This window comes from Pseudomonas sp. AC463 (assembly GCF_979253585.1).
Genome location: NZ_CEEDDZ010000008.1, coordinates 244,036 through 256,691 on the forward strand (window position 1 = coordinate 244,036; position 12,656 = coordinate 256,691).

Below are 12,656 nucleotides of genomic sequence, written 5' to 3' on the forward strand. Positions count from 1 at the left end.
TGAGCGTCAGTCGTTGAGCGGGCGGCATTTTAAACACACTGGCAGGGTTTGCGGGCACTTGAGCACACGCTGTGCTGAATAACATCGAACCCTTGCAGGTTGAAGCTTATGACGTGGCGATCAGCGCCGGCCCAAATGCTTCCTTGAGAAACCCCGGCGCGATGTAGCGTTCGTAATGCGCCTCGGACAGCAGGAAAAACTCCCGATCAATCGCGTCACGCAACTCGGTAAGGTTGCGTTCGCGAAATTCCGGCAGCAACCCCAATCCATACGCGTCCAGCCGGGAAATCACCCGCGCCCCCCGCGCGATCAACTGGTACGCCCAGCAATACGGCGACTGGTGCGGCACAAAGCGAATCTTGCGGTCTTCCAGCTGCTGGCGCAGGCGTTGTGGGTCGAACACTTCAAGCTTGCTGGCCATCACCTGCACCAACAGCTGTTCCAAACGCTGCCACACCGCTTGTTTTTCCTCGGCGTTGTAGCCATTCCACTGGATCACTTCATGGTGATAACGCTTGCAGCCCCGGCATACCAAGTCCCCGTAAACGGTGGAGCACAGGCCGACGCAAGGGGTCTTGATGGTTTGATTGGGCATAAGGGAGTGTTTGTGAAGTCGATGGATCACTGATAACCAATGTGGGAGGAGGCAAGCCCCCTCCCACATTTTTAGGGCAGTGTTGAATCAATCCCAGCTCAGCGCGCCGCCAGTCTGGTACTCGATCACACGGGTTTCGAAGAAGTTTTTCTCTTTCTTCAAATCCATGATTTCACTCATCCACGGGAACGGATTGGTGGTCCCTGGATACTCTTCCTTCAACCCAATCTGCGACAGACGACGGTTAGCGATGAACTTCAGATAGTCCTCCATCATCGCCGCATTCATGCCCAGCACCCCACGAGGCATGGTGTCGCGAGCATATTCAATCTCCAGCTGAGTCCCTTGCAGAATCATCTGGGTCGCTTCTTCCTTCATCTCGGCATCCCACAAGTGTGGGTTTTCGATTTTGATCTGGTTGATCACATCGATACCGAAGTTCAGGTGCATCGACTCATCGCGCAGGATGTACTGAAACTGTTCCGCCACGCCGGTCATTTTGTTGCGACGGCCCATAGACAGAATCTGGGTGAAGCCGCAGTAGAAGAAGATGCCTTCCAGCACGCAGTAGTAGGCGACCAGGTTGCGCAGCAGTTCTTTGTCGGTCTCAACGGTGCCGGTTTCGAACTTCGGATCGGAGATCGATCGGGTGTACTTGAGGCCCCAGGCGGCCTTTTTGGCGACCGATGGAATCTCGTGGTACATGTTGAAGATTTCGCCTTCATCCATGGCCAGAGATTCGATGCAGTACTGGTAGGCGTGGGTGTGGATCGCTTCTTCGAAGGCCTGGCGCAGGATGTACTGGCGGCACTCCGGGTTGGTGATCAGGCGGTACACGGCCAGGACCAGGTTGTTCGCGACCAATGAATCCGCAGTCGAGAAGAAACCGAGGTTGCGCATGACGATGCGGCGTTCGTCGTCAGTGAGGCCTTCGGGGTTTTTCCACAGGGCGATGTCGGCGGTCATGTTGACCTCTTGCGGCATCCAGTGGTTGGCGCAGCCGTCGAGGTATTTTTGCCAGGCCCAGTCGTACTTGAAGGGCACGAGTTGGTTGAGGTCGGCGCGGCAGTTGATCATGCGCTTTTCGTCAACGGCGACGCGGGCGGCGGAGCCTTCGAGTTCGGCGAGGCCTTCGGCGACGTCGAGTTTGTCCAGGGCGGCCTTGGCACGAATGATCGCGGCGGAGTCGTTGGCGGTCACGTTGCGCGCTTCCAGGGCGGCAGCGGCGCCGGCACCGTCGAGGCGATCCATGTTGGCTTCACTGGCGTGGCCGGCGTTGGCGCCCTTGATCACCGCTGCACCGGTGTCTTCGTTGTCGACTTCATCCCAACTCAGCATTGAAATTCTCCTTCCTGGTACTCGAAAATTAGTGTTTTTGCAGGCTTCCGGCATTGAAATACTGCGCATAGTGTGGTCGGTAAATACCGATACTGCACACTATGTAGTGGTCTGTTCTGTTTGTGGGCACACTATATGGTGTGTGGTAACGATGGTCAACGCACAAGAACGGCATCGATCGTCGCAGGCGGTATGAGCAAAACTAAACGCTCCATGACTTTAATAGTCACTGCGGCTTTCACCGCCAGTGCCAAAAAATTCGCCAACCGGCTCCCCCTGACAACAACGAGCGTTTGTGGGAGGGGGCAGTTACACGGCGAAGCCAAAGCCCGTCGATTGAGCCGCATCGACCTGCCTAAGCTAATTCGAAAAAGATATTTATTGAGGATTTTTAAGATCGTTTAGCTTGGATGCTTCTGAAGACGTTTGTTCAAGGAGCGAACCGCCGATGTCCCACCTGCAGTCAATCACCACCTTGCCGCTGCTGGATTTGTCGCAACTGGACGGCAGCCCGCAGCAGCGCCGGCAGTTTCTCGATGAACTGCGGTTCGCGGCCCGGCATATCGGGTTTTTCTACCTGACCGGTCACGGGATCGACCCGGCGCTGCTGACCCAGGTGCAGCAGCAGGCGCGTGCATTTTTCGCCTTGCCCGAGGCCGACAAGCTGGCGGTGGGCATGCTCAACTCGCCGCATTTTCGCGGCTACAACCGCGCGGCGTCGGAGATCACCCGTGGCCAGCCCGACCTGCGCGAGCAGTTCGACGTCGGCGCCGAGCGCGAGCCCCTGGCGGTGGCGCAATACCCGTCCGCCTGGGCCCGCTTGCAAGGCCCAAACCAATGGCCAGCGGCCTTGCCCGAGCTGAAACCGCTGGTGCTCGGCTGGCAACAGGCGATGACGCAAATGGCCCTGCGGCTGTTGCGTGCGTTCGCCCAGGCCTTGTCGCTGCCGGAAACTGCATTTGATGCGCTGTACGGCAACACACCCAATGAACACATCAAGCTGATCCGCTACCCCGGCCGCCACGCGCGGCAAAGCCGTCAGGGCGTCGGCGCGCACAAGGATTCGGGTTTCCTCAGCTTCCTGCTGCAGGACCAGCAGGCCGGCTTGCAGGTGGAGGTGGAAGAGGGGCGCTGGATCGACGCGTCGCCCCGCCCCGACACCTTGGTGGTGAATATCGGCGAACTGCTGGAACTGGCCAGCAACGGTTACCTGCGGGCCACCGTGCACCGAGTGGTGTCGCCGCCGGTGGGCAGCGAGCGTTTGTCCCTGGCGTTTTTCCTCGGCGCGCAACTGGACGCGGTGGTGCCGGTTTACCAACTGGCGCCCGAACTGCTGCGCGATGCCCATGGCCCCACCAGCGACCCGCGCAACCCGTTGCTGCGCGAGGTGGGTTGGAACTACCTCAAGGGTCGCCTGCGTTCCCACCCGGATGTCGCCCAACGTTTCTACGCCGACGCCACGCTACCCCAAGCGCTGTCCGCCTGATCAGGAGATCACCCCATGTTTAAGCAATCCGCACTTGGCCTGGCAGTGTTGCTGGCCGCGTTCAGCGTGTCGGCCGCCGATGCCTTGCGCGTCGCCGCCGACCCGATTCCTCACGCGCAGATTCTTGAGTTCGTACAAAAGCTCGACCCGAGCCTGAAGCTTAAAATCATCGAGATCCCCAGCGGTGTGAACTCCAACGAGTTACTGGCCCACGGCGATGTCGACGCCAACTACTTCCAACACCTGCCGTACCTCAACTCTCAGGAGCAGGCGCTCGGCCAGAAGTTTGCCGTGGCCGCCACCGTGCACATCGAGCCGCTGGGCATCTACTCCCATCGCCACACCAGCCTGGCCCAAGTGCCGGACAAAGGCACCGTCGCCGTCCCCAACAATGTCACCAACCTCAGTCGCGCGCTGTACCTGCTGCAAGCCAATGGTTTGATCAAGCTCAAGCCGGGCTTCAACGATGCGTCCAAGGACCAGGCCACACCCAAGGACATCGCCGAGAACCCCAAGCATCTGAAGATCCTGGAAATCGAATCGCCGCAAATTCCCCGCGCGCTGGATGACGTCGACCTGGCGGTGATCAACGGCAACTTCGCCCTGGAGGCGGGGCTGGAACCGGCCAAGGATGCGCTCGGCCTGGAGCAGGCCAAGGGCAACCCGTACGCGAATATCCTCGTGACCACGCCCAAATTGCTCGAAGACCCCCGTGTGCAGCAACTGGCCAAGGACCTGCGCTCACCGGCGGTGGCCAAGTTCATCAGCGAGAAATACGCGGGCTCGGTGATTCCGGTGGCGGTCGAATGATCGTTGTCGACAGCGTCAGCAAAACCTACGCCGATGGCCAGCCGGCGGCGTTGGATAACGTGTCGTTGCAGATTGCCGAGGGGGCGATTTTTGGCATCGTCGGGCGTAGCGGGGCGGGCAAGAGTACCTTGCTGCGCTGCCTCAACCTGCTTGAGCGACCCACCAGCGGGCGCATCCTGCTGGATGGCCAGGACCTGACCCTGTTAAGCGACAAGGCCTTGCGCCAGCAGCGCCAGCGCATCGGCATGATCTTCCAGGGCTTCAACCTGCTGCACTCGCGCAACGTGGCGGATAACGTCGCGGTGCCGCTGGAAATCGCCAAGGTGCCCAAGGCCGAGCGCGCCGCGCGGGTCGCCGAGTTGCTGGCGCTGGTGGGGCTGAGCGACAAGGCCCAGGCGTTTCCTTCGCAGTTGTCCGGCGGGCAGAAACAACGCGTGGGCATTGCCCGCGCCCTGGCGGCGCGCCCGGCGTATTTGCTGTCGGACGAAGCCACCAGCGCCCTCGACCCCGAGACCACCGCGTCGATACTCGAGCTGTTGCGCGACATCAACCGCCAGCTCGGCGTGACCATTGTGCTGATCACCCACGAACTGGAGGTGGTCAAGGCGATCTGTGACAGCGCCGTGTCCCTGGCCGATGGCCGCGTGGTGGAAAGTGGCAGCCTGGTGCAGTTGCAGGCCGACCCGTCGTCACGCCTGGGCCGTTCGCTGGCCCCCAGCCTGCCAGTGGTGAGGGCGGTATGAAAACCGACTGGAATGACATCCTGCAATTGCTGCTCAACGCCACCGGCGAAACCCTGTACATGGTGCTGCTGGCCGGGCTCTTCACTTTGCTGATCGGCTTGCCCCTGGGCGTTTTGCTGTTTATCAGCCGGCGCGGCGGGTTGTTGCCGATGCCGCGCCTTAACCGTGGGTTGGGCGCGGTGGTCAACCTGGGGCGTTCGTTGCCGTTTGTGGTGATGTTGATCGCGTTGATACCGCTGACGCGTTTGATCGTCGGTACCACCCTGGGCAGTACCGCCGCCGTGGTGCCGATCACCATTGGCGCGTTTCCGTTTTTTGCGCGCATTGTCGAAACCGCCCTGGATGAAGTGGACAAGGGCCGCATTGAAGCCATCGTGGCCATGGGCGGCGATATTCGCCATGTGATCCTCAAGGTGCTGCTGCCCGAAGCGCTGCCGGCGTTGGTGGCCGGCGTGACCTTGACCCTGGTTATGCTGATTGGTTTTTCGTCGATGGCCGGGGTGATCGGTGGCGGCGGGCTTGGCGACCTGGCGATTCGCTACGGTTACCAGCGCTTCAACAACCAGATCATGGTGGTCACGGTGATTGTGCTGGTGGTGTTGGTGCAGGGCGTGCAAAGCCTGGGGGATCGCTGTGTGCGCTCGCTGGCGCATCGCCGATAAACGGTTATGTACTAATGAATTTTTAATATTTCTAGTTATAACCGCGGCTGCGTAAAGTCCCGCATACCTTGTTTATTTCGCTGCCGGAAAATTGTGCATGAGCCGTCCCCACGTGCACCCCACGCCGATCCTCACCTTGCCTCAGGGCGAGAAGGATCCGCTGTCGATTCGCGCCAAGGCCCTGGTGTTTTCGGACCCGCGCTCTTTGCAATTACTCGACTACTTGAAACGCGTCGGCCCCAGCGAAGCGCCGGTGTTGATCAATGGCGAGACCGGTACCGGCAAGGAGCTGGTGGCGCGCTACATCCACAGTGCCAGCGGGCGCACCGGCGCATTTGTGCCGGTGAACTGCGGCGCGATCAGCGAGAACCTCGCCGAAAGCGAGTTTTTCGGCCACGAAGCCGGTGCGTTTTCCGGCGCGGTGGGGCGGCGTATCGGCTGGTTTGAAGAGGCGGATGGCGGCACGCTGTTTCTCGATGAGATCGGCGACCTGCCGCTGCCGCTGCAGGTCAAGCTGTTACGGGTGCTGCAGGAACAAGAGGTGGTGCGGGTCGGCTCGCGCAAACCGATCAAGATCAATATCCGCCTCGTCACGGCCACCAACATCGACCTGGAGCAAGCGGTGGAGGCGGGCAATTTCCGTCTCGACTTGTTCTACCGCATCAATGTTGCCCAGGTGCAGGTACTGGCGCTGCGCGAACGGCCGTTGGACATTCTGCCGCTGGTGGAACACTTTCGCCGGCTGTACAGCGCCAAGCTGAAAATCGTCGAACCGATGTTGTCTGAGTCCGCCACGCAGGCGCTGCTGGACTACCCGTGGCCGGGCAATATCCGCGAGCTGGAAAACGTCGTGCACCTGGCGCTGCTGGTGGCCGGCGACAAGCCGATCATGCCCAGCCACTTGAAGTTCTCCGCCGGGCTCAGCGCCTTGCACGCCAGCGCCAACAGCGGCGCGCCGCGCATCCCCCAGGAGGTGATGCGCGAGCAGTTGCTGCGCCTGTTCGAGGTGCCGGGGGATAGCTTGCTGCACGACATCGAAGACCTGATCGTGCGCGAGGCGTTTGCGTTCTGTGGCTTCAACCAGCTGCGCACCGCGGGTTTGCTCGGGATCACCCGCAATGCCATGCGCACCTTGCTGGTCAACCACGGCATGCTCAAGGGGCGCGCGAAGCCCTGAGCAATCGTTCGAACACCTGCTGCACCTGGGGATCATCGCTGTGGGCCACGTTGAAGCGCATCGAGTCGCGGTGCGTGGGGCCGTAGCCAAATAACGTGCTGGGCGCCAGCACCATGCCCTGCTTCAACGCGGCCTGGGCCAGGTGCTCGCCGTTCACGCCTGCCGGCAGTTGCGCCCAGATAAACATCCCGCCTTCAAAGCCCATCGGCAATTGGCAACCGCAACGCTTGAGCCATTGTTCGACCCGCGCACCGGCCTCCAGCAAGCGCTGGACCAGGCGCTTGCGGTGCCTGGCGTAGCTGCCCTCGCTGAGCAGGCGGTAGACGATCTGTTCGAACAGCTCGGAGGTCACGCCGCCGCTCATCAACTTCATATTGGTCAGGTTGGCCGCCAACTGCGGCGCGGCCACCACGTAGCTGACGCGAGCGTTGGCGCTGAGGATTTTCGAGAAGCCCGACAGGTAGGTGACCTGCTCCAGGCCGGCGAGGGCGGCCAGGCGCGGTGGCGGGTTGGGGTGCAGGTCACCGTAGAGGTCATCCTCGACGATATGGCACTGATACTGCCGGGTCAGTTGCAGCAGGCGAAACGCCTGACTGGGGCTGAAAGAGTGGCCCGTGGGGTTTTGCAGCACGCTGGTGGTGAGGTACAGGCTGGGCCGGTGTTCGGCCAGCAGCTGTTCGAGGGCGACGAAGTCGAAGCCGTCGGGGCGGCGCTCCAGCGTCACCACCTTGACCCCGTGCAATGCCAGGTTGGCGTGGAAGTTGAAGTAGCACGGCGTGTCCAGCAGCACCGTGTCGCCGGGCCTGGCGAGCAGGCGCATGAGCATGTCCAGGCCTTGCACGGTGTTGGGCGTGGTGATGATTTGTTCCACCGGCACCGACAGGCCATCGGCGTGCAGTTTCTGTTGCAGCGCCTGGCGCAACGCCAGCAGCCCGGCCGGCGTGCCCAGCCCGGCGATGCGCAACGAGGGCGCGCGTACCACGCTGCGCATGGCTTGGCGCATCGCCTCGGTGTCCAGCCACTGCTCCGGCAGGTGACCGCCGCCGGGGCGCAGGTCGCCGTAGACCGTGGCCAGGGGCCGGCGCAGCACGCTGAGCAGGTCCTGGGGCAGCAGCTCGACCCACGCCGATGAGGCGGGGCGCACGCTGTCCATCGCCACGAAGTAGCCACGGCCCTGGCTGGAGGTGAGCAGGTTGCGCCCGCGCAGGCGATCCAGCGCCTCATTGAGAGTGAATTTGCTCACGCCCAATACGCAGGTCAACTCACGCACCGACGGCAGTTTGCTACCGGGTGGCCATTCACCCGTTTCGATGGCCTGGCTGAATGCCTCGACAATCTGTTGCACCTTGGGCGTGCCCGGCGCAAAGGTGATGGGGGATACCAACATAAATTTTCCTTGTGTTTGCCGGTAATTTTACCGGTAAAGTCAGGCCGGATTAGGCCTCACTTTACCTGCCTTGTGCAATGTCGCTTGCCTAGACTGCAGGCATTCTCATCAAGGTCCAAGGCCATGACCAGCGCATTGACACTTTCATCGTTCCTGTACTTCCTGCTGTTTTGCGCAACCATGACCTTCAGCCCTGGGCCCATGACCCTGCTCCTGTTGAGCCTGGGCCTGAAAGCCGGCCTGCGCAGTTCGATCCCGGCGCAACTCGGCGCCAGCCTGTCGTATTTGATTTCGATTCTGGTGTTTGCCGTGGGTTTTTCGGAGTTGATCAAGGGCAACCTGGCGATTACCCAGGCCATCCAGTTCGTCGGCGTGGCCTACATCCTTTACCTGGCCTATAAACAGTGGACCAGCAGCGGCGTGGCGCTGAACCAGGCCGGCGCCTCGGAAGGCTCGCGCAGCCTGTTCGGCAAGGGCCTGCTGACCGGGTTTTCCAACCCCAAGACCATCATCATGTTCAGCGCCGTATTCCCACAGTTCGCCGGGGCAGGGGAGCACAGTTCAATGGCGGATATCGCCATACTCGGGCTGACTTTTCTGCTGCTGCAGTTTGCCAGTGGCTGCCTGTATTGCTATTTCGGCCAGCGCATCAAGCACCTGCTGGAAAACCCTGCGCGTCGCGTGTTGTTGCAGCGGGTCACTGCCGTGTTGCTGCTGGGCGTGGCGTTGATGCTGGCGCGAGGCTTCTCGCACTGAGGGCCGCGGGCTTATGAGTGGTAGTGGCGATTTGCCCGTGCCCTGATAGACTCCAGGCATTCCTTCAGGATCTCACTCCACCATGTCAGCTGCAGAAGGAAACGGACTTCCGCTCGCTTCACGGCTGTACAAATCCCGCACCTTGGGGCTGACGCTCGGCTTTGTGTGCGTGGTGTTTGCCATGTACCCCTTGAACCCGTCCTGGTGGGTGTGGGCCTGGATGCTGACCAACGCGTTTGTCTGGCCGCACCTGGCCTTCCGCATGTCGCTGCGCAGCGCCAATGCACTGCGCAGCGAGCGGCGCAACCTGCTGTTCGACTCGTTTTGTGGCGGGTTCTGGGTCGGCGCGATGCATTTCAACCCGCTGCCCGCCGTGACTACATTGTCGATGATGACCATGAACAATGTGGCCATCGGCGGCCCCCGGTTCATGCTCGCAGGGTGGATGGCGCAGGCGCTGGGCATCGGCGCCGCGTTGCTGGTATTCGCCCCCGCTTTCATCGCCGTGACCACCCAGGTTCAGCTGTACGCGTGCCTGCCGATCCTGATGCTGTACCCGCTGGCCCTAGGCTGGATCTGCTACCGCCAGGCCGTGACCTTGGCTCGCCACAAACGTGAGTTGCTGGCCCTGAGCCGCACCGACAGCCTGTCCGGCCTGCTCAATCACGGCGCGTGGAAAGACCAGCTGGAGATCGAGTTCCAACGCTGTCGTCGCGAGCAACAGGGCGCGGCGATCGCGCTGATCGACATCGACCACTTCAAGACCATCAACGACACTTACGGCCATGTCACTGGCGATATCGTGTTGCGCCAACTGAGCAAAGTATTGCGCCAGAACTTGCGTGCCACCGACCTGGCCGGGCGTTATGGCGGCGATGAGTTCTGCGTGATCCTGCCGGGCATGCCCCTGAACCGCGCGACCGAAGTGATGGACGCCTTGCGCGATCGTTTCAACGCGCTGGCCTACGCCCAGGACCCGACCCTGCGCGCCAGCCTGAGCATCGGCCTGGCGCCGTATCAACCCGGGCATGCCGATTCCACCAGTTGGTTGAACGACGCCGACCAGGCGTTATACGAAGCCAAGAGCAGTGGTCGCAACCGCGTCAGTGCCGTACAGGGGAGTTGGTTGCGATCGGTCTAGTGGGGTAGGGTGTGGCAGCACCTTCCAACAAAAAACAAGGATCGGTTCATGCTCTTCAACTTTCCACGCACCCTCCTGGCCGCAACGCTGGCCTTGTCCTTCGCCGTGCCGGCCTACAGCGCCGAACCCCATAAGCAGATCCAGGCGCAATCCGAACAGTACAAGGCTGACGCCCTGAAGCTGTTGGAGCGCCTGGTGAATATCGACTCGGGTTCGGGCTACGGGCCGGGCCTGACCCAGGTCAGTGACATTGCCATCAATGAGCTGAAACAGCTGGGCTTCAGTATCGAGCAGGTTCCGGACGCGGCGGCAAACAGCAGCCATGTGATTGCCACCCTCAAGGGCACCGGCAAGGCGAAAATTCTGCTGATGGCGCACATGGACACCGTGTTCAAGGAAGGCTCGGCCGCCGAGCGTCCGTTCCATATCAAGGATGGCCGCGCCTATGGCCCCGGCGTGATGGATGACAAGGGCGGCATCGTCGCCGGCATCTACGCGCTCAAAGTCCTCAAAGACCAGGGCTTCAAGGACTACGCGCAAATCACCTTCCTGCTCGACGCCAGCGAAGAAACCGGCTCCGACGCCGCCTCCGACCTCATCCGCAAAACCGCCAAGGCCCACGACGTGACCCTCAACCTCGAGCCCGGCCGACCGGCGGACGGCCTGGTGGTGTGGCGCAAAGGCAGCGCCACGGCGGTGGTTGAAGTCAAAGGCAAAGCCGCCCACGCCGGCGTCGCCCCGGAACTGGGACGCAACGCCGCCATGGAGGCCGCGCACCAGATCCTGCAACTGGGCAAACTGGGCGATGATGAAAAGAAAACCACCATCAACTTCACCGTGATCAAGTCCGGCGACCGCACCAACGTAATCCCCGACCAGGCCACCGCCAAAGCCGATGTACGCGCGGCATTGCCGGAAGAGTTTGATCGCATCGAAAAAGACCTGGCGCGGGTCTCGGCCAACAAGCTGATCCCCGACACCGACGTGAAGACCAGCCTGCAACGCGGCCTGCCGCCGATGCCGCAGACCCCGGAGTCGGACAAACTGGTGGCGATTGCCCAGGGGATCTACGGCGAACTGGGTAAAAAACTGACCATTGAAGGCAGCGGTGGGGCGGCGGACGCGAGTTTGTCCGCCGGGGTGGGTACGCCGACGCTGGATGGCTTTGGGATTGTCGGCGGCAACATTCACACCCCGGAGGAATATGCGGAGGTGGAGAGCGTGGCGCCGCGGATCTACTTGTTGAGCCGGATGATTATGGAGCTGTCGAAGCGGTGATTTGATCGGCGCGGGTGAGCTTGCGAGTGCGCTTTTTGTGGCGAGCGAGCTTGCTCGCGCTGGGCTGCGCAGCAGCCCCAAACCCGGCGGCGCCAATCTATCTGAAACACCGCGTCGTCCCGATTGGGGCCGCTTCGCGGCCCAGCGCGAGCAAGCTCGCTCGCCACGGGGGGCTGTGTGTCAGTAAGGTAGGTGTCGGGCTCACCATGTTGATTGGTCTTCGAGGCTGGCTTTTTGGAGGTCGTCTTTCCAAATAATTTGAGCGAGTAGGAAAATATCTTTTAAGAAGTCTCTAGGGCTATCAAGCTCGTACCATTCTGACCTTGGCCATGAGGCTGCCTCGTCTTCATTTATCTCGAACAAATTCTGAAAGTTATAATTTTCGTCGTTCAGGCTGAGCTCTAAAGTCTTAATTAAAGTGTATTTATGCCTATAAGATAAATAACTCAAGTTTAAAGCATGGTTCTTTATGAGGTCGTATCTGTCTGCCTTTTCATTTGGATTGTATTTTTCCAGTTCTAACCCTAACTCCTGCTCTCGGTCGTAGACATCAAATACCCCAATAAACCACATTAGGCTGGGATCGAACGGCTCATTGAGGAATGGATCTTTCAGCATTATTTCTTCTCGGCAGGGAATGCAGTGAATGGCCTGGAATTGTCTTTTTTATCAAACTTCACTTCGAACCAATTCAGGTTTTCATTACGGTGCGGGTTATCATGGTCTTTTTTATTGGGTCTGTAGCCTCGTCCTGCGCCAGGCAGCTCTAACTTGAGTGTGGGGTTTTGATTGTGGTCCTTTCCGTTGAAAGGATCTAGCCCAAGAGACTGACGCGTTAATGCCTTGTTCAATGCACTTAATTGCATCTTCCAACTATGAAACTGCGAACTTAAATTCCCCTTTGCTCCCGGCTTATGTAGGCCTGTTCCGGGATCTGTTCCGTCAATTGCCCTTTGTTTCAGTGCAGTATCTGAGATTTCAGGGCCGTGTTTGGCTACAGTATGCATGTCATATTTCTCTTCGATTTCCGTTACGCGCCGCTTTGCGTTTGCCTCAGTGAGGACGTCAATTCGTGCACGTCGTTCTCCCCCTGTTGGCCTTGGTAGTGCAGGTTCACCCTCGTTAACCCTGGCCTTTTTACTCGGGCTTTCGAATCCTGCGGAGGGCTTGCACCCTCCATCACTAGGGCATGAGTTCAACCCCAGCGGATCCACCCACCCCGTCGGGTTAGGCACGTACTGGTACGCGTTAATCCCACCCGCCAGCTTCACCGGGTCTGGCGT

At 60.4% G+C, this 12,656-nt stretch carries 13 protein-coding genes; 8 read left to right on the forward strand and 5 right to left on the reverse strand.

All coding sequences use genetic code 11. From position 1 onward, the window contains the following. Positions 1-106: 106 nt before the first annotated feature. Together AC0IYH_RS12770 and AC0IYH_RS12775 are read right to left on the reverse strand one after the other, a co-directional pair. A complete protein-coding gene (locus tag AC0IYH_RS12770; RefSeq protein WP_471834627.1) occupies positions 107-595 on the reverse strand; it encodes a DUF1289 domain-containing protein in 489 nt (162 codons plus the stop codon). 87 nt (positions 596-682) lie between these two features. Then, positions 683-1,933: a ribonucleotide-diphosphate reductase subunit beta gene (locus AC0IYH_RS12775; protein ID WP_005788524.1), complete on the reverse strand. Its 1,251-nt coding sequence runs from the start codon at positions 1,931-1,933 to the stop codon at positions 683-685. Positions 1,934-2,381: 448 nt separating this feature from the next. On the opposite strand from AC0IYH_RS12775, the gene AC0IYH_RS12780 reads away from it, so the two are divergent. The 5 genes from AC0IYH_RS12780 to AC0IYH_RS12800 all read left to right on the forward strand — a co-directional run bounded on the left by AC0IYH_RS12780 (position 2,382) and on the right by AC0IYH_RS12800 (position 6,811). Further along, the gene (locus AC0IYH_RS12780; protein WP_471834629.1) at positions 2,382-3,419 is read left to right on the forward strand and encodes an isopenicillin N synthase family dioxygenase; all 1,038 of its coding nucleotides are present in this window, start codon (positions 2,382-2,384) and stop codon (positions 3,417-3,419) included. Positions 3,420-3,434: 15 nt separating this feature from the next. Then, positions 3,435-4,229, forward strand: coding sequence for a MetQ/NlpA family ABC transporter substrate-binding protein (locus AC0IYH_RS12785; protein WP_116630740.1), 795 nt, complete (start codon positions 3,435-3,437; stop codon positions 4,227-4,229). Beyond that, positions 4,226-4,972: a methionine ABC transporter ATP-binding protein gene (locus tag AC0IYH_RS12790; RefSeq protein WP_471834631.1), complete on the forward strand. Its 747-nt coding sequence runs from the start codon at positions 4,226-4,228 to the stop codon at positions 4,970-4,972. Before AC0IYH_RS12785 ends, AC0IYH_RS12790 begins: the two co-directional genes overlap by 4 nt. Continuing rightward, positions 4,969-5,634, forward strand: a complete 666-nt coding sequence (locus AC0IYH_RS12795) for a methionine ABC transporter permease (protein ID WP_471834633.1) — start codon at positions 4,969-4,971, stop codon at positions 5,632-5,634. The genes AC0IYH_RS12790 and AC0IYH_RS12795 overlap by 4 nt, the downstream gene beginning before the upstream one ends. 97 nt (positions 5,635-5,731) lie before the next feature. Further along, positions 5,732-6,811: a sigma-54 interaction domain-containing protein gene (locus tag AC0IYH_RS12800; protein WP_471834635.1), complete on the forward strand. Its 1,080-nt coding sequence runs from the start codon at positions 5,732-5,734 to the stop codon at positions 6,809-6,811. Here AC0IYH_RS12800 and AC0IYH_RS12805 read toward each other — a convergent pair. Then, positions 6,789-8,198: an aminotransferase-like domain-containing protein gene (locus AC0IYH_RS12805; protein ID WP_471834637.1), complete on the reverse strand. Its 1,410-nt coding sequence runs from the start codon at positions 8,196-8,198 to the stop codon at positions 6,789-6,791. The two genes, AC0IYH_RS12800 and AC0IYH_RS12805, sit on opposite strands and share 23 nt — an antisense overlap. Before the next feature lie 123 nt (positions 8,199-8,321). Here AC0IYH_RS12805 and AC0IYH_RS12810 point away from each other — a divergent pair, with 123 nt between their 5' ends. The 3 genes from AC0IYH_RS12810 to AC0IYH_RS12820 all read left to right on the forward strand — a co-directional run bounded on the left by AC0IYH_RS12810 (position 8,322) and on the right by AC0IYH_RS12820 (position 11,373). Further along, positions 8,322-8,954, forward strand: a complete 633-nt coding sequence (locus AC0IYH_RS12810; protein ID WP_116630745.1) for a LysE family translocator — start codon at positions 8,322-8,324, stop codon at positions 8,952-8,954. Positions 8,955-9,036: 82 nt separating this feature from the next. After that, positions 9,037-10,095: a diguanylate cyclase gene (locus tag AC0IYH_RS12815; RefSeq protein WP_471834639.1), complete on the forward strand. Its 1,059-nt coding sequence runs from the start codon at positions 9,037-9,039 to the stop codon at positions 10,093-10,095. Positions 10,096-10,143: 48 nt separating this feature from the next. Next, a complete protein-coding gene (locus AC0IYH_RS12820; RefSeq protein WP_471834641.1) occupies positions 10,144-11,373 on the forward strand; it encodes a M20/M25/M40 family metallo-hydrolase in 1,230 nt (409 codons plus the stop codon). Positions 11,374-11,574: 201 nt separating this feature from the next. Here AC0IYH_RS12820 and AC0IYH_RS12825 read toward each other — a convergent pair whose 3' ends face one another. Together AC0IYH_RS12825 and AC0IYH_RS12830 are read right to left on the reverse strand one after the other, a co-directional pair. Then, positions 11,575-11,991, reverse strand: a complete 417-nt coding sequence (locus AC0IYH_RS12825; protein ID WP_471834642.1) for a hypothetical protein — start codon at positions 11,989-11,991, stop codon at positions 11,575-11,577. After that, positions 11,991-12,656: RHS repeat domain-containing protein (locus tag AC0IYH_RS12830; RefSeq protein WP_471834643.1), on the reverse strand; the 666-nt coding region annotated here is incomplete at its 5' end. The genes AC0IYH_RS12830 and AC0IYH_RS12825, both read right to left, overlap by 1 nt.